This window comes from Desemzia sp. FAM 23988 (assembly GCF_045528365.1).
Lineage (GTDB): Bacteria > Bacillota > Bacilli > Lactobacillales > Carnobacteriaceae > Desemzia.
This window is the reverse complement of the sequence record NZ_JBGQQS010000005.1, coordinates 66,836-90,727: the sequence shown is the minus strand read 5'-3', so window position 1 is coordinate 90,727 and position 23,892 is coordinate 66,836. Positions and strand designations below refer to the sequence as shown.

General features: G+C 37.9%; 28 protein-coding genes. 26 read left to right on the top strand and 2 right to left on the bottom strand.

All coding sequences use genetic code 11. The features are described from left to right. Nucleotides 1–8 precede the first annotated feature (8 nt). From ACEN4L_RS04620 to ACEN4L_RS04565, 12 genes are all read left to right on the top strand, one after another. Nucleotides 9–1,055, top strand: a complete 1,047-nt coding sequence (locus tag ACEN4L_RS04620) for a chemotaxis response regulator protein-glutamate methylesterase (RefSeq protein WP_407096170.1) — start codon at nucleotides 9–11, stop codon at nucleotides 1,053–1,055. Beyond that, entirely contained in the window at nucleotides 1,055–1,837 is a 783-nt protein-coding gene (locus tag ACEN4L_RS04615; RefSeq protein WP_407096169.1) for a CheR family methyltransferase, read from the top strand. The genes ACEN4L_RS04620 and ACEN4L_RS04615 overlap by 1 nt, the downstream gene beginning before the upstream one ends. A 314-nt stretch (nucleotides 1,838–2,151) precedes the next feature. Next, the gene (locus ACEN4L_RS04610) at nucleotides 2,152–4,191 is read left to right on the top strand and encodes a chemotaxis protein CheA (protein WP_407096168.1); all 2,040 of its coding nucleotides are present in this window, start codon (nucleotides 2,152–2,154) and stop codon (nucleotides 4,189–4,191) included. Further along, nucleotides 4,175–4,771 carry a chemotaxis protein CheC gene (locus tag ACEN4L_RS04605; RefSeq protein ID WP_407096167.1) on the top strand — a complete coding sequence of 199 codons (597 nt, stop codon included), beginning with the start codon at nucleotides 4,175–4,177 and terminating at the stop codon, nucleotides 4,769–4,771. The genes ACEN4L_RS04610 and ACEN4L_RS04605 overlap by 17 nt, the downstream gene beginning before the upstream one ends. Nucleotides 4,772–4,786: 15 nt before the next feature. Then, a complete protein-coding gene (locus ACEN4L_RS04600) occupies nucleotides 4,787–5,149 on the top strand; it encodes a response regulator (RefSeq protein WP_407096166.1) in 363 nt (120 codons plus the stop codon). Between the two features lie 16 nt (nucleotides 5,150–5,165). After that, the gene (locus tag ACEN4L_RS04595) at nucleotides 5,166–5,582 is read left to right on the top strand and encodes a chemotaxis protein CheW (protein ID WP_407096165.1); all 417 of its coding nucleotides are present in this window, start codon (nucleotides 5,166–5,168) and stop codon (nucleotides 5,580–5,582) included. Beyond that, the gene (gene fliM / locus ACEN4L_RS04590; protein ID WP_407096164.1) at nucleotides 5,582–6,574 is read left to right on the top strand and encodes a flagellar motor switch protein FliM; all 993 of its coding nucleotides are present in this window, start codon (nucleotides 5,582–5,584) and stop codon (nucleotides 6,572–6,574) included. Before ACEN4L_RS04595 ends, fliM begins: the two co-directional genes overlap by 1 nt. After that, a complete protein-coding gene (gene fliY, locus ACEN4L_RS04585; RefSeq protein WP_407096163.1) occupies nucleotides 6,574–7,650 on the top strand; it encodes a flagellar motor switch phosphatase FliY in 1,077 nt (358 codons plus the stop codon). The genes fliM and fliY overlap by 1 nt, the downstream gene beginning before the upstream one ends. A gap of 614 nt (nucleotides 7,651–8,264) precedes the next feature. Continuing rightward, entirely contained in the window at nucleotides 8,265–8,564 is a 300-nt protein-coding gene (flgM, locus tag ACEN4L_RS04580; protein ID WP_407096162.1) for a flagellar biosynthesis anti-sigma factor FlgM, read from the top strand. Beyond that, nucleotides 8,561–8,929, top strand: a complete 369-nt coding sequence (locus ACEN4L_RS04575) for a flagellar motor switch protein (protein ID WP_407096161.1) — start codon at nucleotides 8,561–8,563, stop codon at nucleotides 8,927–8,929. Before flgM ends, ACEN4L_RS04575 begins: the two co-directional genes overlap by 4 nt. A 19-nt stretch (nucleotides 8,930–8,948) precedes the next feature. Further along, nucleotides 8,949–10,385: a flagellar hook-associated protein FlgK gene (flgK, locus tag ACEN4L_RS04570; protein WP_407096160.1), complete on the top strand. Its 1,437-nt coding sequence runs from the start codon at nucleotides 8,949–8,951 to the stop codon at nucleotides 10,383–10,385. 6 nt (nucleotides 10,386–10,391) lie between these two features. Beyond that, nucleotides 10,392–11,312, top strand: coding sequence for a flagellin (locus tag ACEN4L_RS04565; RefSeq protein ID WP_407096159.1), 921 nt, complete (start codon nucleotides 10,392–10,394; stop codon nucleotides 11,310–11,312). A gap of 90 nt (nucleotides 11,313–11,402) precedes the next feature. Here the strand turns inward: ACEN4L_RS04565 and ACEN4L_RS04560 are convergent, their stop codons facing one another. Together ACEN4L_RS04560 and ACEN4L_RS04555 are read right to left on the bottom strand one after the other, a co-directional pair. After that, nucleotides 11,403–12,380, bottom strand: a complete 978-nt coding sequence (locus ACEN4L_RS04560) for an FRG domain-containing protein (protein WP_407096158.1) — start codon at nucleotides 12,378–12,380, stop codon at nucleotides 11,403–11,405. 221 nt (nucleotides 12,381–12,601) lie between these two features. Continuing rightward, complete coding sequence (locus tag ACEN4L_RS04555) at nucleotides 12,602–12,754, bottom strand: hypothetical protein (protein ID WP_407096157.1); 153 nt, start codon at nucleotides 12,752–12,754, stop codon at nucleotides 12,602–12,604. A 365-nt stretch (nucleotides 12,755–13,119) separates the two neighbouring features. On the opposite strand from ACEN4L_RS04555, the gene ACEN4L_RS04550 reads away from it, so the two are divergent. The 14 genes from ACEN4L_RS04550 (at nucleotide 13,120) to fliJ (ending at nucleotide 23,867) form a co-directional block, all read left to right on the top strand. After that, a complete protein-coding gene (locus tag ACEN4L_RS04550) occupies nucleotides 13,120–14,163 on the top strand; it encodes a flagellin (protein WP_407096156.1) in 1,044 nt (347 codons plus the stop codon). Nucleotides 14,164–14,295: 132 nt separating this feature from the next. Next, nucleotides 14,296–14,655: a flagellar protein FlaG gene (locus ACEN4L_RS04545; protein ID WP_407096155.1), complete on the top strand. Its 360-nt coding sequence runs from the start codon at nucleotides 14,296–14,298 to the stop codon at nucleotides 14,653–14,655. A gap of 14 nt (nucleotides 14,656–14,669) precedes the next feature. Then, the gene (fliD, locus tag ACEN4L_RS04540; protein WP_407096154.1) at nucleotides 14,670–16,124 is read left to right on the top strand and encodes a flagellar filament capping protein FliD; all 1,455 of its coding nucleotides are present in this window, start codon (nucleotides 14,670–14,672) and stop codon (nucleotides 16,122–16,124) included. Between the two features lie 13 nt (nucleotides 16,125–16,137). Beyond that, a complete protein-coding gene (locus ACEN4L_RS04535) occupies nucleotides 16,138–16,494 on the top strand; it encodes a hypothetical protein (protein ID WP_407096153.1) in 357 nt (118 codons plus the stop codon). A gap of 34 nt (nucleotides 16,495–16,528) precedes the next feature. Continuing rightward, nucleotides 16,529–16,894, top strand: coding sequence for a flagellar export chaperone FliS (gene fliS / locus ACEN4L_RS04530; RefSeq protein ID WP_407096152.1), 366 nt, complete (start codon nucleotides 16,529–16,531; stop codon nucleotides 16,892–16,894). A gap of 587 nt (nucleotides 16,895–17,481) precedes the next feature. Then, nucleotides 17,482–17,859: a flagellar basal body rod protein FlgB gene (flgB, locus tag ACEN4L_RS04525; protein ID WP_407096151.1), complete on the top strand. Its 378-nt coding sequence runs from the start codon at nucleotides 17,482–17,484 to the stop codon at nucleotides 17,857–17,859. A 15-nt stretch (nucleotides 17,860–17,874) separates the two neighbouring features. After that, nucleotides 17,875–18,306, top strand: coding sequence for a flagellar basal body rod protein FlgC (gene flgC, locus ACEN4L_RS04520; protein WP_407096150.1), 432 nt, complete (start codon nucleotides 17,875–17,877; stop codon nucleotides 18,304–18,306). 76 nt (nucleotides 18,307–18,382) lie between these two features. Next, complete coding sequence (fliE, locus tag ACEN4L_RS04515) at nucleotides 18,383–18,703, top strand: flagellar hook-basal body complex protein FliE (protein WP_407096149.1); 321 nt, start codon at nucleotides 18,383–18,385, stop codon at nucleotides 18,701–18,703. Between the two features lie 25 nt (nucleotides 18,704–18,728). Beyond that, nucleotides 18,729–20,330, top strand: a complete 1,602-nt coding sequence (gene fliF, locus ACEN4L_RS04510; protein WP_407096148.1) for a flagellar basal-body MS-ring/collar protein FliF — start codon at nucleotides 18,729–18,731, stop codon at nucleotides 20,328–20,330. Nucleotides 20,331–20,333: 3 nt separating this feature from the next. Then, nucleotides 20,334–21,344, top strand: a complete 1,011-nt coding sequence (fliG, locus tag ACEN4L_RS04505; RefSeq protein WP_407096147.1) for a flagellar motor switch protein FliG — start codon at nucleotides 20,334–20,336, stop codon at nucleotides 21,342–21,344. Continuing rightward, complete coding sequence (locus tag ACEN4L_RS04500; protein ID WP_407096146.1) at nucleotides 21,328–21,717, top strand: hypothetical protein; 390 nt, start codon at nucleotides 21,328–21,330, stop codon at nucleotides 21,715–21,717. The genes fliG and ACEN4L_RS04500 overlap by 17 nt, the downstream gene beginning before the upstream one ends. A 24-nt stretch (nucleotides 21,718–21,741) precedes the next feature. Further along, nucleotides 21,742–22,077, top strand: a complete 336-nt coding sequence (locus tag ACEN4L_RS04495; RefSeq protein ID WP_407096145.1) for a FliH/SctL family protein — start codon at nucleotides 21,742–21,744, stop codon at nucleotides 22,075–22,077. Nucleotides 22,078–22,147: 70 nt separating this feature from the next. Beyond that, nucleotides 22,148–23,401 carry a flagellar protein export ATPase FliI gene (fliI, locus tag ACEN4L_RS04490; protein WP_407096212.1) on the top strand — a complete coding sequence of 418 codons (1,254 nt, stop codon included), beginning with the start codon at nucleotides 22,148–22,150 and terminating at the stop codon, nucleotides 23,399–23,401. Nucleotides 23,402–23,432: 31 nt separating this feature from the next. Next, nucleotides 23,433–23,867 (top strand): flagellar export protein FliJ, encoded by a 435-nt coding sequence (gene fliJ, locus ACEN4L_RS04485; protein ID WP_407096144.1) that lies wholly within the window; start codon nucleotides 23,433–23,435, stop codon nucleotides 23,865–23,867. Nucleotides 23,868–23,892: the final 25 nt, after the last annotated feature.

The window sequence follows — 23,892 nt, the reverse complement described above, 5'->3', positions numbered from 1 at the left end:
ATGAAGAAATGAGTATTAAAGTGTTTATAGTCGATGATTCGCCATTTATGCGAAAAATATTTTCGGATATTCTCTCTGATACTGCGGGATTAGAAGTCATTGGTACTTCTAGAAGTGGAAGAGATACTATCCGCAGATTAGATACCCTTAAGCCGGACATCATTTTAATGGATGTGAACATGCCGGGACTTAGTGGGTTTGAAGCTTTAAAACTCATCAAGGAAAAGACATCGATTCGAATCATCATGATGAGCTCTCAAGGTGGAGAAGACGTTACTATAAAAGCCTTGGAAAGTGGTGCGGAAGATTTTATCGGTAAACCGCAAGATTTAAAGAACACTTCCACTGAATTTAAAAAAGAATTGGAGTACCGTATTAAATCATTGTTTAAAAATGAATGGGTGCGAAAAGAGAAACCGCTGAAAAAAAATCCGCCAGTAAGGAAAAGAATTTCAGAAAAAACGGTTTTTTCAAATCAAGACCTCCCCAAAAAAGTAGAAGCTATTACAATCGGTGCTTCAACAGGAGGCCCAAGAGCATTGATGCAGCTGATCCCGCTTTTTCCGGCGGATCTATCAATACCTGTTCTTGTGGTGCAGCATATGCCGGCAGGTTTCACGGCGTCATTCGCTAATCGCCTCAATGCTGAATCAAATGTGACCGTTGTAGAAGCTGTAGATGGTTTACCTGTGGAAAAAGGGGTCGTGTACATTGCACCTGGAAACTACCATATGATAGTTGAAAATAAAACGATCCGTTTATTGTCTACACCTAAAATGCATGGCGTTCGTCCGGCGGTGGATATTTTATTTGAATCCGTAGCGAAAGAATATGGTTCTAAAGTACTAGGCGTAATCCTTACAGGAATGGGATACGATGGAACTCAAGGGCTGTATGACATCAAAGCTGCAGGCGGCTATTCCCTTGCACAAGATGAAGAAACTTCTGTTGTTTACGGAATGCCCAAGAATGCTGTCGAAAATGGTGTAGTGGATCAATGTATTGGATTAAAAGAGATCTCTGAGATTCTAAATCAAATGATAAAGGTGAGCTAATGGAACTAAACTATGAATTCTTTTATCAATGGACAACTAAAAATCTGAAATTGAATTTAGATGGATACAAAGAAACACAATTGCAGCGACGGATCGCTACCAGTATGAAAAATGCCGGGGCTGAAACCTTAGAAGAATATGCAGATGTCATCAACAAAAATCCTGAAGCAAAACAAAAATTTTTAGACTATATCACGATCAACGTAACAGACTTTTTTCGCAACAAAGATATTTTTGAGGAGTTTGAAGAGCAGCTGATCAATGAATTGCTTCCAAAATTTCCTTCGTTGAAAATATGGAGTGCAGCTTGTTCAACAGGTGCTGAAGCGTATTCTATCGCAATGATTTTAGCGAAACATCACGTTAAATTACAGAATAAAATTTTGGCTACAGATATTGATGAAACGATTTTACAAAAAGCACGTGTTGGAGTTTACAACGAGTATGAATTGAAAAATCTGGAATACAATTTGCGGGACAAATACTTTCAGGAAAAAGTGGGAAAGTATGCCGTTAACAGTTCCATCAAACATACCGTTGAATTCAAGCGACATGACTTGATATCGGATGATTATCCTAAAAACTATCATGTCATCGTATGCCGGAATGTTATGATCTACTTCAAAAATGAAGTGAAAAACGATATTTATCGTAAAATAAGCGAGTCATTGGTACCCGGAGGACTCTACTTTGCAGGAGCTACCGAAACTATCTACAATCCTTCACAATATAACCTGACAAAAGTAACATCATTTATCTATCAAAAAAAACAGGATGCGTAGAGGCCTTGGGAGCAATGAAGCAAAAATAGGAAATTTTGATTGGGGTATTTTTTACCCCAAACAAAATTTATCTTTTTTGCAAAATTGCTAGGCCTCGCAGCTCAACTAAACCAGGATGCGTAGGTTGCTTGATAGACACGACAAGAACATAGGAAATTCAAATGAGGATGCTCTTTATCCTCAATTGAATTTATCTTTTTCTCGAGTGTCTAGCGACCGCAGCTCAACTAGAACTAGGATGCGTAGGTCGCTTGCTCAAGCTCGAAAGACACATCTAGTAACAGAACAAATATATTATACGAGGAGGGGATTCAATGGATGACAATAGTAAATACCTTGAATTGTTTTTCGAAGAATCGGATGCACATATCCAAAGTTTGAATGATTGTGTGTTGGAATTAGAAAATGATCCAGATAATCAAGATATTATGAATGAGATGTTCCGTTCCGCTCATACATTAAAAGGAATGGCTGGCACAATGGGATATGACTCATTAGCTAAACTGACACATAAAATGGAAAACGTATTTGATTTATTAAAGAAAGAAACGATCAAAGCAGATTCTCAATCCATTGGACTTATTTTTGACTGTTTGGATTCTATATCCGCCATTGTGGAAGATTTACGAGAAGGCGGCGAAGGAGATTTAGACGTAGCTGAACTAGTGGGACGTCTGAACGCAGTTTCTGAAGGAGGATCAGTTGCTTCAACTACTGACCAACCAGCTGCAAAAAAAGATGATAACTTCAATTCTCAACTGCATTTTATCGATGAATCCGATGTCTCAGTCATTGAAAGTGCGGCTGCAGATGGCTACCAAGCCTTTGTAGTAACGGTTAAAATCGAAGAAACCAGTGGGATGAAAAATGCCCGCGTATTTCTCGTGATGAGCAAATTAGACCAACAAGGGGAAGTACTCTATTCTGAACCAGATCCAGAAACACTAGAAAAAGAAGATTTTGGTTCTATTTTCAAAGTAGTGCTGTTGACACAAGCAAATGCTGAAACAGTCAAAGAAGCTGCGCTGAACAACAGTGAAATTGAAGATGTCTTAGTCAAACACTTTGAAAAAAGTGATATCATTTCAAATGAAATTCAAGTTCAAGAAGAACGAGTTGAAGTTGAAACAGTAGAAGAAGTGAAGGAAACTAAAAAAGAAACCAAGAAAAAAAGTACAGCAAAAGCTGTTCATGCCAATCATACCGTTCGTGTAGACATCACTAAACTGGACGATTTTTTGAATGCCGTGTCAGAATTGTTGATTTACCGAACTCGTTTGGAGAGCATCAGTCAAGATAACCACATCAAAGAAATGGATGAACCGTTAGAGCAATTTGCTCGAATCACGACTGAATTGCAGGATCTAGTATTAAAAATCCGTCTGCAGCCCGTCAGCACGGTGATGACGAATTTCCCTAGGATGATTCGTGATTTAGGAAATGATTTAGGCAAAAAATTCAATTTAGTGATTGATGGCGGAGAAACGGAGCTGGATCGGACAGTTGTTTCCGAGTTAGGCGAACCGTTGATCCATTTGATCCGAAACGCTGCCGACCATGGAGTAGAAATGCCGGACAGACGTCAAGAACTTGGAAAAGATTCTGCTGGATTGATCCAAATTGCGGCTTATCAAGAAGGAAATCGTGTCGTATTGACGGTGCGAGATGACGGAAAAGGACTAGATCCTCAAGCTATCAAAGAAAGTGCTGAACGTAAAGGCATATCTACTGCAGGACTTACCGATATCGAATTGCAGCATTTGATTTTCCATCCAGGTTTTTCAACGGCTAAAACAGTTACCGGAATTTCTGGTAGAGGAGTCGGAATGGATGTAGTGCAACAAAAAATCCATTCTTTAGGCGGAAACATAGAAATCATTAGTGCGATCAATCAAGGAACGACATTTAAAATCAATTTGCCATTGACCTTATCAATCATCGATTCATTATTGATTAAAGTTGGAGAAAGTACATTTGCGATTCCTCAAGGGATTATTGAAAAAGTAGTGAGTCCAGATCCAGGCGAGATCATCCAAACGTATCAACAAGAAGTTTATACTAAAGGAGGAGCCACTCCAGTCATCCGTTTAACGAATGTATTGAATGTTCAAGAAGTTGACACACCGGAACCCTATTTGATTATAGTCAAATTAGGAGAGAATCGTTTTGCTTTGATGATCGATGATGTTATCAAGCAACAAGAAATCGTGATCAAAGATCTAGGGAAAGAATTGGCCAACGTGACCAGCTATTCAGGAGCTACTATTCTAGGAAATGGCGAAATCGTGTTGATTCTAGATGTAACAGCCATCACCAATGAAAGTCAAGGTGTTCAAAATGCCATCCGAGTTTAATAGTGTACAGCTAGATGCGTTAAAAGAAGTGATCAACATTGGGGGCGGGAATGCGGCCACAAGTTTGTCTCAGCTGATCAATAAGCCGGTTCAAATGACAGTGCCGGTAATTGAAGTATTGGCTTACGATGATTTGTATCAACAAGTCATGTCAGAAGAAACGATCGTTGATGCAGTGATGACGAGAATGATCGGACAAGCAGAAGGCGTCTTCTTGCTGGTGGGGCTGGAAGAGGATATGAATCACGTAGCTTCTATCATGTTGCCAGATGATGCAGCAGCTAGTCCTGAGATGATCAACTCGGCCTTAAAAGAGCTGGCCAACATTTTAGTCAATTCATTTTTAAATTCTGTAACAAAACTGTTGGATATTAACTTATTGACATCCATTCCTTTATTGACACAAGACATGTTTGGCGCCATAGTAAGTAGTGTCTATATGGAAAGCGGACAATACGATGACACGATATTAATTTTAAAAAATGAATTTTATTATATGGGCGAACGAATGGAAGCAGCTTTGTATTTCGTTCCAAAACCCGGTGTATTAGAGAAATTATTTAGTTTATTAGGAGTTTGAAAGGGGAAATAAAAAATGACAAAACGAGTACTGATTGTAGACGACGCGGCATTTATGCGCATGAAATTGAAAGATATCTTGGAGAAAAATGGTTACACTGTGGTAGCGGAGGCTGAAAACGGAGCCGATGCAATCGAAAAATACAAAGCTGAAAATCCGGATATCGTTACAATGGACATCACTATGCCGGAAATGGACGGAGTAGACGCATTAAAAGGCATCAAAGCCTTTGACGCCAATGCTAAAGTTGTGATGTGCAGTGCGATGGGGCAGCAATCAATGGTTATGGACGCTATCCGTGCCGGAGCCTTGGACTTTATTGTTAAACCATTTGATACAGGACGTGTGATTCAAGCGTTAGACAAAGTCACTCAATAATTGGAGTTGAACAAGAATGCAAATTGTGATGTTTACGATAAAAGAGAAATACTATGCCATTGAATCCAAAAATGTGGAAGAAATTACGCAACAGTTAACTTGGACTCCTGTACCTACTGCACCAGAATGGGTACAAGGACTGATTAATCTGCGAGGCGAAGTCCTAACTTTGATCAATTTTCAACAATTGCTGTATCCCGATCTCACAGGAGAAGATTTGTGCTACAATAGGACCATCATTTTATCGACTGAAAAAGGGAAAATCGCTTTAATGGTTGATAGTGTGGAAGAAGTAACCAATATAGATACCGCTGATATTGAACTTGCAGACAACAGCTCTCAAGGAAAAGTTTCAGGAGTGGTTTCTATTAAAGATAAGATCGTTAGTGTTCTTAACTTGGATACTTTATTACCTAAAAGTGAGGGAGAATAGTGAAACAAGTCTTATCACAGCAAGAAATAGACTCCTTATTGGCAGCCGTACAAAGTGGGGAAATCGATTCAGAAGAACTCGAAGAAGCTGAGAAGCCAAAAATAAAAGCCTATGATTTCAAGCGACCAGTTCGCCTTTCGAAAGAATACATAAGCACTTTGACCATGATTTTTGAGGAATTTGCTAAGATCGTGGGAAATCAATTGACTACTCAAGTACGCAGTAATGTTTCTCTTCAATTGGCTTCTATCGAGCAAGTCAGTTTTGAAGAGTTTATCCATTCTGTGCCTCGTTTTACTTGGATGAACGTGTTCCACTCGAATCCTTTAGAAGGGGTACAAGTGGTAGAACTGAATCCGCAAGTAACGTTGCAGATGATCGAATTGTTGTGCGGCAGTTCAGAAATTATTGAAAGCAAAGACTTCTTAGAAAAAGAAAGCTTTACAGAAATCGAATTAGCTATTTTAGAAGAAGTTTCTCTAAGTTTTAAAAAAGCGTTTAAAACGTCATGGGCAGGTATCATAGAATTGGATACTGAACTAGAAGCGATGGAAACAAATCCGCAATTGCTGCAAAGTATGTCGCCAAATGAACCAGTTGTATTGACCACGTTTACAGTAACCCTGTTGGGAAATCAGTCATTTATGAACTTGTGCATACCGTATGTTTTCTTTGAAAAAATCTTGGACAAATTAAGTTTCCGAAATTGGTTCCATACTGAAAAAGGAAATAGCGATCTGGACAATGAAAAGTTGGAAAACAACTTACAAGCGGTCCAAGTCAATACGGAAGTAATGCTTGGAAAAACACAAATGACGTTAGACAACTTTTTGCAATTGGAAGTGGGAGACATTATTCAATTAGATGGAAAAACTTCTCAACCGCTGGTAATGTCTGTTGAGAATTTACCTTCTTATCTGGTGAAACCTGGATTGCATGGCAAAAACTTGGCAGTTGAAGTACTAGAAAATATTGGAGGAGAAACAAGCTAATGAGTGAAGCATTATCCCAAGAAGAAATCGATATGTTGCTAAATGGAAACAGCTCAGCTTCAGCAGAGGAGCCAGTTGAATCGTTGACTAAAGATCAACTGGACATCATTGGTGAAGTCGGAAATATCTCTATGTCGCAAGCGGCAACTACCTTATCGACAAATTTAAATCATCAAGTTAAGATCACGACGCCACGTGTTTCGACAACGACTTTTAAACAGATCATTGAGGAGTCTGCTACTCCAAAAGTAGCAACTACGGTTGAGTTTAAAGAAGGCTTAGTAGGAACGAATTTATTGATGATCGATGTGAACGATTCTGCTGTGATCGCCGACTTGATGATGGGCGGAAGCGGAGATGTTCAATCGGAAGAATTAACCGAGTTGGAATTGAGCGCCGTTAAAGAAGCCATGAATCAAATGATCGGATCAGCTTCTACAGCCATGGCAACTATGTTAGGACGGGCCATCGATATTTTACCGCCAAATGTCATCGTCCTGAATGAAGACAATTTGGATGCTCATGAAGAATTGATCAATAATACAGGAGTAGTATGTAAAATTGCGTTTGATTTAGACGTAGAAGGTATCTTACATAGTGAGATCATGCAAGTCTTTACTTTGGATACAGTGAAGTTGATTGAAAGTCTCGTGATGAATGATACAGCTGAAGTGCTTCAAGATCGGCCTCAGCCTCAAGCGGCAAAAGTGGAACAAGCTCCAGTTGTGGAATCACAACCTGCACAACCAACTGAAAAAGTATCTGTATCTAAACCCCAATTTCCTGAATTAAGCGCCAAAGATTCAGAAAAAGCGACGAACAACTTGGACTTGATCATGGATGTTCCCCTTGATTTCAGCGTCGTACTAGGCGAAAGCCGCAAAACGATCAAAGACATCTTGTCACTAGGAACAGGTTCAGTGGTCGAATTAAACAAAATGACTGACGAGCCATTGGAAATTTATGTCAATGGCAAATTGATCGCTGAAGGCGAAGTAGTCGTCATCAACGAAAGCTTCGGAATTCGAATTACGAATATCTTGAGTAAAGAACAACGTGTGAAGCACTTAAACTAGCGAGCGACTAACCAAAGCTCGCTACAGAACTTTCTAACAATATTAGATGATGAAGAACCCTAAAAATAAGTCTTGATGAGAAGTAGCGATACTTTTTATCAAGGCTTATTTTATTTGATGATCCATTTTGTCAGCAGAACTAACAAAAACAACTTTTAACTGACTTGTGAAGTGCGAAATTGAAGCGACAAGTCAGGTTAAACATCTATACCTGACTTGTAGGGAGAAAAATTACCCTCACAAGTCAGGAAACTAACTTTTATCTTACTTGTGAGGTCTAAAATAGGAGTGATAAGTCAGATAAAGAATTACTATTGATGTGAAGTACTTTGAGGAACGCTGATAGATTGAATAGAAAGAGACTAAATTACCATTCTAGCTTTTTGCAATTAGTACAATGAGTAGTCGTAAAGTAAAGGAAACTCAACCCTTGAAACTCACCTTGTTGATTGTCTTTTACCTCGTTTGTCAATGTGTCACAAAAGATTTCATTTATAAATTTCAGTAAATGGGTTAATATTTAAAGGAACTGTCCGATATAACTTTTGAAAGTCATAAAAGACACGAATCAACTGGATAATAACCTAACGGATAAATAGAAAGGAGCTGGAGACATGAAAATCAATAATGGTTACAACCAATATGTGAATAATAATCTCCGCTACAATAAAGAAAACACTCAAAATAAAAAAATTCAAGATCAATCGCAAACGGTAAATGAAGATGCTGTAAAAGTAGACATCTCTGATGCTGCTAAACAAGTTGCAGAAGCAAACAACAATGTTGTGTTTAGTGAAAAAGTTCAAGCGATCAAACAAGCTGTTTTAAATGGTACCTATGAAGTATCACCAGAAAAGATCGCGGATAACATGACTGCTGAGATAGGTCAACAACGAAAAGGTATTGAAGAATGAGCCAACAAAAGAGTATTTTCAACTTGCTGACAGAATTTGTAGATTTGTTGAAAAGTGAAAAAGAGGCTTTGATTCATAACGATGCTGAAAAAGTAGTCGAAATCGTCACTCAAAAGCAAACGTTTCTAGAAATCTTAGAAACGTTGACGCCAGCTTCATTCGACGACGCGTCACTAAAAGCGCCTTTAGCTGAAATTAAACAATTGCAAGAAACCAACTTGATGCTGACAAAAACAGCCTTACAATTCCAAGAAACGGTATTGAAAGCCATCACGAAAACAGTGAAAAATTCAGGCAATACGTATTCAAAAAAAGGCTATTACAAAGGCAATGAACAAGCAACTTTAATCAATCAATCCCTATAGAAAAACAAGAGGTGGAAAAATGTCCGGATTATTTGGATCATTAAATTCAGCAACATCAGGTATGACTGCTGCTCAAACTGTGCTGCAAACAATCAGCCATAATGTCGCAAATGCGGGTACAGACGGCTATTCCAAGCAAAAAGTCACTATGGAAACCAACAACCCCTTCAACAAATCGGGTGTGGGTCAACTAGGTACTGGTGTGCGTATTTCAGGAATTATTCGCGTAGTGGATGACGCTGTCGTTGAACAATTGAGAAATGAAAACAGCAGTCTTGAAATGTTTGATACGAAATCAGAAGCTTTAGCTCAACTAGAAGCAATCTTTAATGAGCCTTCGACAACTGGCTTGAGCAACAACTTAAGTGAAGTATTTGCTTCTTGGACTTATCTGGGATCAAATCCAGAAGTGGCAACAGCTAAAACAATGGTGGTTCAAAATTCAGAAACTATGACAGATACTTTGAACCATATGTCGACTCAATTGGAAAGTCTGCAAACAGGTACCATAAAAAATATTGAACAAGATGTAAAAGACTTCAACAGCAAATTAGAGCAATTGAATTCCTTAAACAAACAAATTTCTTATTCTATGTCAAGCGGACAAACACCTAATGACTTATTAGATAGACAAGATGCTTTGTTAGGTGAGTTAAGCGGCTTAGCAGGTGTTGATGTTCAATTTGATGAAATGCGCCAAGCTACCGTAAGCATCGGCGATGAAGTTTTATTATCGCCAACCAATATGCAAAAATTAGCAGTTGCTGAACAACCGAATCCAGAAGGAAAGATTGTTCTGGCTGGGGATAACCCGAAAGAAATTACTTTGACCAGTGGATCAGCTAAAGGTTCTCAAGAAGCATTAGCAGAGGTGAATCATCAGGTAGAAAACTTGAATGATTTTGCTTTTACATTTGCTAGTGCTGTTAATGCGATACATAGTGGCGGAGAAGAGAATGGGAAAATGTTCTTTGATTTAGGAACAGATACGAACTATGCTAAAAATATTTCTGTGAATGCTGATTTGGTCAAAGATCCTAAAAATGTAAACTCTGGCAAATCATTGGAAAGTCCTGCTGCTGGAGATGGTACACGTGCTCAAGCGATTGCGGATTTACAAAACACGAAATTGGTGTATTCTTCAGAAACAACGTTTAAATATGACGAAGAGACAATGACGATTGGAAACCAAAGCGGTGGAACTTCTGCTGTCAATGGATACAACGATATCGTAACAGAAGTCGGAATTTCTAAACAACAATCCGATAACATGGCTGCCAGTCAAAAAGATTTAGTGCAATTATTGGATCAACGCCGTCAATCGATTTCAGGTGTTTCCATCAATGAAGAAGTTGTCAGCATGATCCAGCACCAAAGTGCTTTTCAAGCCAATTCCAGAATGATTTCAGTCATTTCTGAAATGCTGGATACTTTGATCAATAGAACGGGGGTATAATGAATAATGCGTATAACAGATTCTTACATGTCTTCTAGTTTTCTTAGCAGCTTACAAGATAATTTAGCTCGTGTGTCTAAAACACAACAACAATTGTCTTCCTTGAAAGAAGTTAGCAAATCTTCAGATGACCCCATGTTGGTTTCACAAATCATGGATTTGAACAACAGTATCATTCAAAATGAAGAATATATGGTTACTATTGAAGATTCAATTGATTTTTCAAATATGCAAGATTCAGCTTATAGTTCAGTCACCGAATCTTTATCTAGAATCCGTACGCTGATTCAACAAGCTGGTACAGATACGATGAATAGTGGAGACCGCCAAATCGTAAAAGCAGAAGTTGAAGCTGAAATTCAAACCATGACAGATGCATTGAACACAAATTTTGGTGGGAAATATATCTTTTCGGGCATGAATACTACAGAAAAACCTTTTAGTATTGCAAAAGATGCAGATGGAAATATGACCGGTATTGATTATGCAGGAACGTCTGATAATCTACCTCGAAGAATTGCTCAAGGAGTTCAAATTGAACTCAAAACAGACGGTTCGGCTCTGATGAATGAACAAGTTACTGCGGAAGGCTCGGATAACTTGGGTATTTTCTTAGCGGATGTATTAACAGCTTTAAATACAGATGATGTAGAGGCTTTATCAGGAAACTTACTTGAAAGAGCAGACAATAATATTGATAATATTGTGACACAACGTGCAGAAAACGGAGCTATTTTTAACCGATTGGAAGCCTCTAAAGAACGCAATATATCAGAGAACCTAAACTTAGAAACCATGCTTTCAGGCAAACAAGACATTGATTTAGCTGAGAAATTCATGGAGTACACCATGGAACAAACAGCTTATCAAGCATCATTAGCAATGGGAACAAAAATTTTATCTACAAGTATTTTAGACTATCTGTAAAAAGATAGTCTTTTTGTTATTTAGACTATAAAAAGAGACCCCGAAAAGCTTAGATTGAATTCTAAGCATTTCGGGGTCTTTACTATCCAATTATTCTGAGTATTGTCCTTTAATATAAGTCGCTGCATGTTCAAGATCGGGGTGAATGTGATGATCATTAATGCCTAAATTGGCTAATTCAATTTTTATAAATTTCTTTAAGGCAGAAGGAATGATGTATCGGATAACTTTATTGCCTTGTTTGACTCTATACTGTTCAATGGAGGATTTGATTCCGTTGGTTGGTGAATCTAAGAAATCATCCTTCATATCATATAAACTAGTAATAATGAAAGAGCCGTTTTGGTTATTGATTCTTGGATTGTCTATATGTGTACTGACAAAAAAGGCTTGGGTTAGATGACGAGGATCGATAATGGGTTCAAAATCTCCCACAGTTGACCGGATTTCATGCAATAAATATTTTACAGGACCCGTTTGATTGAATTCAGAAATAACTTCTTTCGAGTTGTCATTAGAAACGTTAAATTTCTTGCTGAATTCTTCAGAAACTTTAAAGAGTTCTTGCTTTTTAGTAGCATCTATTGCAGCCAATGCGCTAAGAATTTCAACGGTATCGCTATTGTTCGTTTTAATTTTATTGTCTTGTACATCGAACATAATAAATTCACCGTCTCGATTAGGACTTCCTGAAATAGCAAAATATAAACCGATTAATGGGTTCGAAGTGATATCTATTAATCTAGTAGGCATTCCGTAATGTTGCATTTTCCGTAGACCGTCCACATGACGATGGATGTTTAAGAAATCTTGATTGGAAGTGGATATTAATTGATTGTTCATCTGACTCTCGTGGTTGATTAAACCGTTTCTGTATATACTCGGAAGTAAGGAATAGTTAATGCTACTTTGTCCTCGATAAAAAAATAAATCTTTCTTTTTTTGAAAATTTGAAAAAGCCTGAGTAGTTGCTGACTGTATTTCTGACTGTTGTTTATAGGCTTGAGAGTGTGGAAAGTCATGCTTAATCTGCTCGGTCTCTGAGTTTATTGCATGAATGGTTTCCATTTTAAGTTTTGCATGAAGTTTTTGTAAGAAAGTGTAAGGATTTAGGATAATACGTGCTTCAATGGCTGGACTAATAAAATAGTGTTTTTGATTCTTTTCAAGTAAATCATGAATGTATGTTTCAGTATCAAGTTCTTGTCCAGCTTCATAGATGTGTCATTTGTTTTGACTATTCTAAAGACGCCGATGTTTAAAACAATTTCTCGATTAGGGAGATGACGCTAGATAAATTTTTCTGTATTGACGCTCCCTTGTGTGTTCTGTTGCTGTCTTACATCATGTAAACTGAAAAAATCTTCGATACATACAAGACCGTTTTTTTCAGCTGCCTTGATAAGTTCACTAAACGCTGTCTGTTCATCCATAGCTGCCATTCCATCTCTCCTAAAAATATCAATTTTTTATAATAGCTATACTAGTTATTCTAGCACTAGTTTACCAAATGAAAGTAGAAAAAAAGAAGTGTGTTATTAAAAACAAGAATAGTTTATTCAATCTTGAATGATTCAAGGCAGTCATGAGAAAAATTAGTTCTTTCTATTCTAGATTATCTACAATTTTTTTAAAATAACCCCTTAATGAAGTAGCTATTCCTCCGATATAGTCTTTGAAGACGCGAACTTCAATAATTTTAAATTTATAGCATAAAAAAATAAAAAATACTTAACTACTAAAATGAATGACCGATATAGATTTTGAAGACGCGAACTTCGACAATTATCTTAGGAGGAATTATATAATGAGAATTAATACAAATACAGCAGCAGCAAATACTTATTCACGTTTAAACTCAGCAAATGCATCAAAAGCGGGTTCTTTAGCTAAATTATCATCAGGCTTACGTATCAACAAAGCCGGAGACGACGCAGCTGGATTATCAATTTCAGAAAAAATGAAAAACCAAATCAGCGGTTTGACTCAAGCGACTCGTAATGCACAAGACGGTATTTCATTGATCCAAACAGCTGAAGGTGCTTTAAACGAAACTCACAGCATTTTAAACCGTATGCGTGACCTATCTGTTCAATCATCAAATGATACGAACTCACTAGATGATAGAAAAGCTATCGATGCTGAAATGGAACAATTATCGACAGAAATTGATCGTATCTCTTCAGATACTAAATTTAACGGCATTTCGCTACTTGCCGGTGAAAGAGGATTGAATATTCAAATTGGAGCGAACTCATCTGATAAAGCTCTAGAAGTCAAAACAATCGATGCAAGCTTCAAAACAATCGCCGGTGGAAAAGACAAGAAGGCAACAGCAATTACAGAAGCTTATCAAAAAGTCTACAAAGATGAAGATATTGCAACATTACAAAGTGACCTTGAAGGAGCTCAAGATGCATACGATAAGGCTTTAGCTGTTGATAAAGCAGCTGGGAATAATGCTACGGCTCCAAGTTTACTTGGTGCGGTTACAACTGCAAAGTCTGACCTTGAAGAACCTTTAAAGAAACTTGCGGAGGCTGAAAAAACGGATGCTAAAGATTCAGTTGCAGCAGCACAAGCTAATATTGATATGCTTGATAAAGCTATAACAAATGTTTCAGACGCACGTGCAACATTCGGTGCACAACAAAACCGTTTGGACCACACAATCAACAACTTAACAACATCAAAAGAAAACTTGTCTGAAGCAAACTCTCGTATTCGTGACGTTGATATGGCTGAAGAAATGATGAGCTTTACGAAATCAAACATTCTTTCATCTGCAGCTACTTCAATGTTGGCGCAAGCAAACCAAATGCCGCAAAGTGTTTTACAATTATTACAATAATCTATTCAATATAAACGAACTAATAATAAGCCGACTTTTGTCGGCTTATTATTGGTAAGTTGAAAAATATGTGAAAAGCATTTAAGATAAAGAAGGTAACTCTTCTTTTTCATCATGGTGGAGGTGTAAAGTGTGATAGAAAATTATTCTATTCAATCAAGTAAGCCTGTCACAGCTATTTCTAATAATGATCAAATACGTTCTTTTGTTTCTAAAAACGACTCAAATGAAATGCAGCTCCAATATGATGAAGCAGAAGAGAATGTTGCAAATGAAGAACTTGAAAAAGCAGTGAATAAGATAAATGAACACCTTCTGGGAGTAAATACACAATTTCAGTATAAAATACATGAAGGAACTGAGAGAATTATGGTGAAATTAATTGATACTGAGTCGAATGAAGTTATTAAAGAAATTCCACCAGAAAAAATGTTGGATATGGTAGCTGAAATTTGGAAACGAGTTGGACTTGTAGTGGATAATCAAGAGTAATGAGGGGATAAATAATGACAAGCAGTGTAAGTATTATGGGAACATATTCAGGAATTACAATGGATACAATTGATCAATTAATTCAAGCTGAATCAGGGAAGTTAACTCAATATACAAATCAACAGACCGAATTAACAAATGAGAAAAATGCTTGGAAAGATATTAATACACGTTTGGATACATTATATAAAAAATTTGATGCTCTAAAAGCAGCTGAAACATTTGATTCCAAAACAGTCAGTAACAGCAACGAAAAAACTGTTAAGGTAACTGCTAACACTAACTCCGTTGAAGGAGTCTATAAAGTATCTGTTCAAAGATTAGCGACTTCAAGTCAAGTTACTTCTGGGGCTATTAGTGCTCTAACAGGGAAAAAAAGTACAGAAGCCTTATCATTATCTGGAACGTTGACTTTAACAACTGCTAATAGTAAAGATACAGAAAATCCTGATAGTAAATCATTTTCTATTGATATTGCTGAAGGAGATTCTATAAAAGATATCGTTACTAAAATTAATGAAACGGCTAAAGAAACAAAATCTGGGTTGACAGCTTCGATTATCGATAATCGTCTTGTCTTAATGGATTCTGATATGGGCGAACGTACAATTGAAATAACGGATGCAAATCAAATTTCTGGAGAAGAGTCCTTAACAAGTAAATTGGGGCTAGAAGGTGTATCGACTGTCTTGGGGCAATCAGCAAAACTATCCGTAAACGGTATTGAGATGGAACGGAATACCAATAGTATAACTGATGCAGTCGAAGGATTAACTTTTGATTTGGTGAGTGTAAGTGAAACTGATTCAGTTAGCACAATTAAAGTAGTAGAAGATGCCGAAAAAACAACGAAAGCTGTTCAAGAATTTGTAGATCAATACAATTCAACGATGTCTTTTATTGATACGCAATTAGATGTTGGAAACCCTGCTGCAGAAGGAAACACAACAGGAGCCTTAACTGGAGATAGCTCATTAATGCGTCTACAGTCACAACTTCGCTCATTAGTTACCTCTTCATCTAAAGATGCCAATCAATCAATAAAAGGGCTGTCTGACTTAGGTGTAGAAGTAGATCGATATGGAAAAGCTACTCTAGATACAACTAAATTGAAGGAAGCTTTAGCAGAAAATTCTAATGATGTACAAAGTTTCTTTTTTAAAGAAGATCCCGTTTTAGATGCTTCAGGAACAAGTACTGGAGAAAAAAATACAACTGGGTTAGCTCAACAAATGACATCGTTTATTAATGAATATATTGGAGAAAAAACCGGCATTATCATGACGAAATCAGCAACCATTGACGATATGATTGAAGATTTAGACGAACAGATAACAAAGTTCAATGAGCGCTTAGAAAAGAAACGTGAACGGTATATTACACAATTCACTGCCCTAGATGTAGCAATGATGGAAGCCGAATCTCAAATGAGTTATTTAAATAGCCAATTAGGAATTTCTGAAGAATAGAAAGGTATAATAAATGCTAGCTAAACAAGATGATCGTTTTGAAATACTAAACCTACTTTACCAACACTTGACGATTTGGGACGGTAGTAGTACCAGTGCTAATGAAATTATTGAAAAGAACCGACATTTGCTAGCTGAGTTGAAAGCAGTTGATGAAAGATTGAACCGACAAGGCAATGGGAAATACAGCAAAATAGAGCATCAACATGTTGTCAGCATTGTTAAAGCTCAGCAAGAATTGTTAACTGTCATCAAACAAGATCGAACAGCGATTTTAGAAAAAATGAAACAAGTAAATCAAAAAGATAAGATTGTGAATAACTACTATTCATCGTTTCAACAATCTATTTTTGTAGATAAAGGAATGTAACTCTCAGGAACAAGATAACAAGGAGTATAAAATCATGATGCAACAACGAAATGCACAAAATATCTATAAACAAAATCAAATTTTAAATGCCAGCCCTAAAAAATTAGTAGTACTACTCTATGATGGGTGCATCAAAAATCTTAGACTGGCAGAAAACAGTATTGCTGAAAAGAATGTAGAACAAGCAAATACAGCTTTATTAAAAGCTCAAAATATTATTGCTGAATTAGCTAGCACGCTTAACATTGAACAAGCTGGTCAAATCGCTCAAGATTTGAATGACATTTATGAGTACTTAATGACAAAATTAATTGAAGCCAACCGCACAAAAGACATTTCGATCATTCAAAAGAATCGAGAGATGCTGGAAGAGCTTCGGGAAGCTTGGGCAGAGATCTAATTGTGACGAAAAAAGTTGAATTTTAGACATTCTTTTGTAAAGTAAATAATTCACAAAGAAACTACCTTGAAAATAAAGGTAGTTTCTTTGTTGTATCAAGGAATGGAGACTTATTTTTAATAAGAGAACGCGGCTTATAAAACTGAATGTTACAAAAGTTGTCAAACAATTACTTTGATTTACAAAGGAATTACAAAAATACCGTTGTCAAATAATAATTGGTGTTTTATACTTTAACTGATTGAGGTAGACGTTGTCATAAAAAGGAAATTATACACAATTTGAATATTTATAATACGCGTGTTGTTTAATGATGGGAAATAAAAGTGAGTTTTGGAAACTGGAAAACGAGCATTATTTTATTATTAAGCTCTTTTTTTACGCATAATTCAAAAAAATGATAAAAGGTTTAACCATCAAAAAGAATAATTATACATATATATAGTGGGCTAGAAAATAAAGTTGCTTAACTAAAAAGTCGCTTTTTGCTGGAAAATCAGCCTTTTTTATTTTTGGTATATTTTCAATAGCTTATAAAGAATGTATAAATCAACTTAAAAAGAATAAGTTCCACTGGAGGCTTACTATTGGATACAACATTTGGATTAATCAAAAATGCATTGAATGCTTCGGAACTGAGACAGGAAATGATCTCCAGTAACATCGCCAACGTCAATACGGACGGATATAAGGTCAACAAAGTGGAGTTTGAGAGTCTATTGACTCAAGCATCAAATGGGTTTGCATTAACGAAAACGGATGATCAACATTTTGGGATTGCGGATTTAACTAATGTTCAACCTATTGTGGGGAAAAAGACCAACACTACTGTCAAAGACAACGGCAATAATGTAGATATTGAAGTAGAGATGATGGATCAATCTGAAAACAGTCTTTACTATAACGCATTGGTTACACAACTGAATACCAAGTATTCTATGTTGAATAGTGTGATCACGAAATAACAGGAGGAATGAAGAATGTCTATTTTTGATTCTATGCGCATCAACAGCAGCGGATTGAGTTTGGAACGATTAAAACTGGATACTATTTCGAGTAATATCGCAAATGTGAATACGACTCGTACAGAAGAAGGGGGACCGTACCAAAAGAAAACGATCGTCTTTGAAGAAAGCTTGATGCAAAAAACGTCCGATTTGGCGGGAACAATCGGTCAAAAGAGCTTTGGGGTTAAGGCAACGGGTATTGAAGAAAGTGACGAGATCGTAATGGAATATAATCCAACACACCCAGATGCAGATGAATTTGGGTATGTTTCGATGTCCAATGTCAATATGGCTGATGAAATGGTGGATATGATGAACACGATCCGTACGTATGAAGCTAATGTAACAGCCACTAACGCCAGTAAAAGTATGCTGAGTAAAGCGTTGGAAATTTCAGCTCGTTAAGAAAGAAAAATATGCGCAGTGGTTGCGTATAGTATGAATAAGTCAGCGTAAAAGATTGTTATGAGGGAGAAATGAAATGAACGTAGATGCAATGTACAGTAGTTTATTGAACGGGATCACAAGCACGGATAGTTTAGCAAGTTCAAATGCAGCAGCGGCTAATGGAACAGGTGAAGCACAAGCTTTTGAGAACGTATTGAGCCAAACTATGGAAAGTTTAAATGGTCAACAAGCAGCGTCAGATAATGCTATTACAGGATTGATTACAGGTGATGTAGATAATTTACATAATGTCATGATTCAAACGACTGAAGCTCAACTTTCTTTAGAATTAGCTATTCAAGTACGCAATAAAGCGATTGAAGCGTACAATGACGTTAAAAATATGCAGTTCTAATAACTTTTGAGGAGAATACGTCTAAATGGATAACGTAAAACAAGCTTGGGGGAAAGTTCAAGGCGGCTGGCAAGCTATGGATAAAAGCAAAAGAATTCAATTAGGAGTTATTCTTTTAGCCATTATCTTGGTAGTAGGAAGTCTTACATATTACACAAAAAAAGTCGATTACAGCGTGTTGTTTGCCGATATGGAAGCAGCGGATGCAGGTGTGATCGTAGAGGATTTGGAAGCGCAAGGTGTAGCTTACAAGTTAGAAAATAATGGAACAACTATCATGATCGATTCTTCTTTAGTCGACAAATACCGGATTGAATTGGCTATGAACGATATGGTGCCGGCAAGTTCTGTTGGGTTTGAGATATTTGATACGTCCAGCATGATGGCAACGGATGAAGATCGCAGTATTATGTACCAGCGTGCGGTTTCTGGCGAACTGCAACGTGCCATCACAGCATTGGATTCTGTCGATGGTGCGCAAGTGATTTTATCGATGCCGGAAGACAGCGTGTTCGTTGATCAGGAAAATAAAGCAGAAGCGTCTGCTTCAGTGGTGATCACACCGAGAACAGGTAATCTGTCTGCTTCAGAAGTTCAAGGGATTGCTTCCTTGATTTCAGGAGCGGTGGATAATTTGCCGCAAGAAAACATTAAAATCGTGGATACAAACGGGAATTTGTTGAGCAGTGTCTTAGGAAATGAAGGCTTGAACTCAGTTGATTTAACCAACCAATACCGGGATATTGAAGCGAAATACGAGCAAGAATTGATCAGCAAATTAAAAGAAACATTGGGTCCGATATACGGAGTGGAGAATTTAACGATTTCAGTCAATGCTGCTATGAACTTTGATGCAGTGGAAGAAGAAGCTGTTAATTACGATCCTAACTACACTCCAGATGGTGAAACCACAGAAGGCCCTGTTGTCCGCAGTGAAAGTGTACAAGCAAGCGGCTCAAACATGGGGATTGATGAAACAGGCGGAAACGATAACGTAAGCAATGTGATTGTAGAAGGTGAAGCTGAAGAGGGGTCTAGCTACAATCGTACGGTCAACAATGAAATCGACACAACTACGACCCGTACAGTTAAAGCGCCGGGAACCGTGACGTCGTTGTCTGCTTCAATCGTTTACAACGGGAACTTAAACCTTGACCAGTCTGCTCAAATCGGTGAGATCGCACAAATGACGATCGGAGCAGATCCAGATAGTATCGTGATACAAGGTATTCCTTTTGTGAACTCGGACACAAACGAACAAGTGCCGATTGGTGAAAATATCCAACAAGACTTGATTGCTGCATTGAAGAAAAACTGGCCTTACGCGGCTGGTGGAATCGGATTGATCATTTTGCTGGTTCTCTTATTGAAGATCTTTAGAAAGAGAAAAGATGATGAAGACGAATTCGATGACTTTTATGAGGAAGAAGAGGAGAGCAGCGCTCAATCGATCATGAGAGAAAACGAAGCTTTGATTGCGAAAAAAGCAGCTGAAAAAGAAGAAGCTGATTTGAAACTGCAATTGAACAGAACCATGAATGAAAAAGAAGATAAAGTGAAAACGATGGCCAAAGAAAACCCTGAAATGGCCGCAGATTTAATCAAAATTTGGATGAAGGAAGAGTAGCGGATGGAAAATGAACAAACAGACGGCTTGAAGAAAGCCGCTATTTTAATGATTACATTAGGTTCTGAAGCCTCTTCTCAAATCATGAAGATGCTGCCGGACAAGATCATTCAAAAAATCAGTTATGAAATTGCCAATATCGATTACGTAAAACCGGAAGAGCGGGATACAATCGTCAATGAATTCATTGAGATGCAGCAAGCTCGCGAATACATTATTGATGGCGGGATCGATTATGCGAAAAATTTATTGAATAAGGCTTTAGGACCTCAACGGGCAAAAGAAGTAATCGATATGCTGAATCAAATCCAATTACGTGAGCGCCCATTTGATATTGCGCGCAAGGCGGATCTTCAACAATTGACCAATCTTTTACTGGGCGAGCAACCTCAGACAGTAGCGTTGATCTTATGCTACATGCAGCCTGAAAAAGCCGCTAATGTATTAGCTGAGTTTCCGATTGAACAACAATCGGAAATCGCTGAGCGGATCGGGACAATCAGTCATACGTCGCCTACGATCATTGAAAAGATCGAAAAAGTGATTGAAAATAAATTCTCCAATTATGTGGAAAACAATACGGAAGCTGTTGGAGGCGTACAAACGTTGGTAGAGATTTTAAATTCTGTTGGCAGAAGTACCGAGAAAAATATTATCCAAGTATTGGAAGACAGACAGCCTGAATTGGCGAATGAAGTCAAAGCAAACCTATTTACCTTCGAAGACATTGTTACGTTGGAACGCTCGGATGTACAGAAAGTCCTTCGTCAGGTCAACAAGGACGACTTGTTATTGGCGCTTAAAGGAGTATCGGATCAAATCAAAGATTTTGTTTACAGCAACCTGTCCAACCGTCAAGTAGAAACAATGAAGGAAGATATGCAATTCTTAGGACCTGCTCGTTTGTCACAAGTCGAAGAAGCGCAACAAAGTGTTGTGGCGGTTATTCGCAAGCTGGATGAACAAGGTGAAATTTATTTGAGAAGAGGAGAAAGTGATGTCATTATTTCATAATGTGATAAAGGCAGATCGAGCTTCTCAAGAAGCACAAGTGGCAGAGATCACCACAGACTTTACTGTATACAAAAAAGAACCTGCCAGTTCTGCAGAATCGGGACCCATCAGTGAGGCACAGACTAAAGTAAACCGTCTCTTAGAAGCAGCAGCGCAAGAAAAAGAACAACTGCTGCAAGCTGCTCAAATAGAAGCAGAAAATATTAAGGCTATTGCTCAACAAACGGGTTTTGAAGCGGGAAAAGAGCAAGGTTACCAAGAAGGTTATGCAGAAGGATATGCTGTGGCTACTGAAGAAGGGGAACGAGCTACCGCAGCACTGAAACAAAGTGCCCAGCAAATGGTGCAGCAAGCGGAAGAACTAGTGAATTAATACTATGTTGAAAAACAGGAACAATTGATCCAATTAGCAGCTACTATGGCGGAAGCGATCGTCCATCAAACCATTGATGCTTCTTCAGAGCAAGTATTGGAATTGGTAAAACCTCTGTTGATTCGCATGAACAAAACAGAAAAACTGATTACCGTAACGGTTCGCCCAGAACAATCTGAACTGGTCCAAGAGAAATTAACGGAATTGGAACAAAAAAATCAGGAAGTTCGATTTGTAGTGTTAACGGATCACACATTGGAAAAAAACGGCTGTGTGATCGAAACAGCTCATAACATTACTGATCTGCAAATAGGAAAACAACTCGACAAAATGGTAGCAGAAATGAAAACAATGAGGTGACGGTAAAGTGATAGAAATTCCTTTTGAAAAGTATGGAGCAGTATTAAAAAAGAAAACTTATACCTTGAAAATGGGGAAAGTCAGTCAAGTTACCGGGTTGATCATTAAAGTAGAAGGCTTAGATGCTTTTGTTGGAGAGGTATGTGAAATCCTCATTAAATCCAGCGGCCGAATGGCGTTGAGTGAAGTGGTTGGATTTGTGGATGAGACGGTCCTTTTGATGCCGTTGGATGAAGTAGAAGGAATCGGACCTGGTTGTTTGGTCCGTCCAACGGGAACCACACTGAAAATTGAAATTAGTGAAAATTTGTTGGGAACAACCATGGACGGCTTGGGTCGCCCAATGTATCAAGATATTGAGATCAATGGTGAAAACTTTAATGTAAACCAAAGTGCGCCCAATCCTTTTACACGTATGAAGATCAAGGATGTAATCTCAACCGGGATCAAAGCAATCGATGGGTTGCTGACAGTTGGTGAAGGCCAACGGGTCGGGATATTCGCCGGTTCCGGGGTTGGGAAAAGTACATTGCTTGGGATGATCGCTCGTTACTGTGAAGCGGACATTATCGTCATTGGGCTGATCGGAGAGCGTGGTCGTGAGGTCCTGGAGTTTATAGAAAAAGACTTGGGTCCTGAAGGCTATAAAAAATCCGTTGTAGTTTGTGCGACTTCAGATATGCCGCCTTTGGTTCGTTTGAAAGGTGCTTCTGTAGCAACAGCAATCGCAGAATATTTCCGAAACCAAGGGAAAAAAGTGGTCTTGATGATGGATTCGGTCACTCGTGTAGCGATGGCGCAGCGGGAGATCGGGTTGGCAACAGGAGAACCGCCAACATCAAAAGGGTATACACCATCGGTATTTACGACTTTACCGAAACTATTGGAGCGAAGCGGTATGTCCGATAAAGGATCGATCACCGCGTTTTACACCGTTTTGGTTGAAGGGGACGATATGAATGAACCTATTGCAGATACGGTGCGCGGGATCTTGGATGGACACATCGTCTTGTCTCGGAAAATTGCCTCGGAGAATCATTATCCGGCGATCGATGTCCAAAGCAGTATCAGTCGTTTGATGAAAGAAATTACAGATGACACCCATTACCAATTATCCGGAAAGCTGAAAGAAAACTTAGCGATCTATGCGGAATCAAAAGATCTGATTGATGTAGGAGCTTACCGTCAAGGAAGTAATCCATTAGTAGATCGTGCGATCCAATTGAATCGTCCGATAAAAGATTTCTTGAAGCAAAATGTGGATGCACCTTCTACATTTGAAGAGACAAAGGCGGCCTTGAGTCAAATCATGCAAGGTGCTTAACAGATAAGAGAAAACAGTTGAGGTGAAGCAAGTGGCAAGTCAGAAATTTTCAATGGAAAAAATCTTGGATTGGCGTTCAGACATCGAAGAAATGGCTAAGCGAACAGTAGGCCAAGTACAAGTAAAAATCGAAGCTCAAAAAGCAGTATTGGAAGATTTGATTCGGGAGAATACTAAAATAAAAAATGATCAGCTGACGACAACAAAAATCAATGATTTACGCCACCAGCAATTGTATAAAGCGTTGCTGGACGAAAAAATCATTCAGCAAAAAAATCAACTGGATTTGACTCAAAAAGAGTTGGAAGATGCACAAGCTAAATTAGTTGAAGCACATAAAGATAAAAAAGTGATGGAAAAATTAAAAGAAAAAGAATTGTGGTCAGCTCTGGAATTAGAAAAAAAAGAAGAGCAGCAGCAATTAGATGAAATAGCTACACTAAGTTACGGACGCTCATTTTATTAACCTCAGTACGATTTGAAAGGAGGTG

Coding starts and splice junctions, on each gene's coding strand:
- ACEN4L_RS04620 (WP_407096170.1), top strand. CDS start 9: ATGAGTATTAAAGTGTTTATAGTCGATGATTCGCCATTTATGCGAAAA.
- ACEN4L_RS04615 (WP_407096169.1), top strand. CDS start 1,055: ATGGAACTAAACTATGAATTCTTTTATCAATGGACAACTAAAAATCTG.
- ACEN4L_RS04610 (WP_407096168.1), top strand. CDS start 2,152: ATGGATGACAATAGTAAATACCTTGAATTGTTTTTCGAAGAATCGGAT.
- ACEN4L_RS04605 (WP_407096167.1), top strand. CDS start 4,175: ATGCCATCCGAGTTTAATAGTGTACAGCTAGATGCGTTAAAAGAAGTG.
- ACEN4L_RS04600 (WP_407096166.1), top strand. CDS start 4,787: ATGACAAAACGAGTACTGATTGTAGACGACGCGGCATTTATGCGCATG.
- ACEN4L_RS04595 (WP_407096165.1), top strand. CDS start 5,166: ATGCAAATTGTGATGTTTACGATAAAAGAGAAATACTATGCCATTGAA.
- fliY (WP_407096163.1), top strand. CDS start 6,574: ATGAGTGAAGCATTATCCCAAGAAGAAATCGATATGTTGCTAAATGGA.
- flgM (WP_407096162.1), top strand. CDS start 8,265: ATGAAAATCAATAATGGTTACAACCAATATGTGAATAATAATCTCCGC.
- ACEN4L_RS04575 (WP_407096161.1), top strand. CDS start 8,561: ATGAGCCAACAAAAGAGTATTTTCAACTTGCTGACAGAATTTGTAGAT.
- flgK (WP_407096160.1), top strand. CDS start 8,949: ATGTCCGGATTATTTGGATCATTAAATTCAGCAACATCAGGTATGACT.
- ACEN4L_RS04565 (WP_407096159.1), top strand. CDS start 10,392: ATGCGTATAACAGATTCTTACATGTCTTCTAGTTTTCTTAGCAGCTTA.
- ACEN4L_RS04560 (WP_407096158.1), bottom strand. CDS start 12,380: ATGGAAACCATTCATGCAATAAACTCAGAGACCGAGCAGATTAAGCAT.
- ACEN4L_RS04555 (WP_407096157.1), bottom strand. CDS start 12,754: ATGGCAGCTATGGATGAACAGACAGCGTTTAGTGAACTTATCAAGGCA.
- ACEN4L_RS04550 (WP_407096156.1), top strand. CDS start 13,120: ATGAGAATTAATACAAATACAGCAGCAGCAAATACTTATTCACGTTTA.
- fliD (WP_407096154.1), top strand. CDS start 14,670: ATGACAAGCAGTGTAAGTATTATGGGAACATATTCAGGAATTACAATG.
- ACEN4L_RS04535 (WP_407096153.1), top strand. CDS start 16,138: ATGCTAGCTAAACAAGATGATCGTTTTGAAATACTAAACCTACTTTAC.
- fliS (WP_407096152.1), top strand. CDS start 16,529: ATGATGCAACAACGAAATGCACAAAATATCTATAAACAAAATCAAATT.
- flgC (WP_407096150.1), top strand. CDS start 17,875: ATGTCTATTTTTGATTCTATGCGCATCAACAGCAGCGGATTGAGTTTG.
- fliE (WP_407096149.1), top strand. CDS start 18,383: ATGAACGTAGATGCAATGTACAGTAGTTTATTGAACGGGATCACAAGC.
- fliF (WP_407096148.1), top strand. CDS start 18,729: ATGGATAACGTAAAACAAGCTTGGGGGAAAGTTCAAGGCGGCTGGCAA.
- fliG (WP_407096147.1), top strand. CDS start 20,334: ATGGAAAATGAACAAACAGACGGCTTGAAGAAAGCCGCTATTTTAATG.
- ACEN4L_RS04500 (WP_407096146.1), top strand. CDS start 21,328: ATGTCATTATTTCATAATGTGATAAAGGCAGATCGAGCTTCTCAAGAA.
- fliI (WP_407096212.1), top strand. CDS start 22,148: ATGGGGAAAGTCAGTCAAGTTACCGGGTTGATCATTAAAGTAGAAGGC.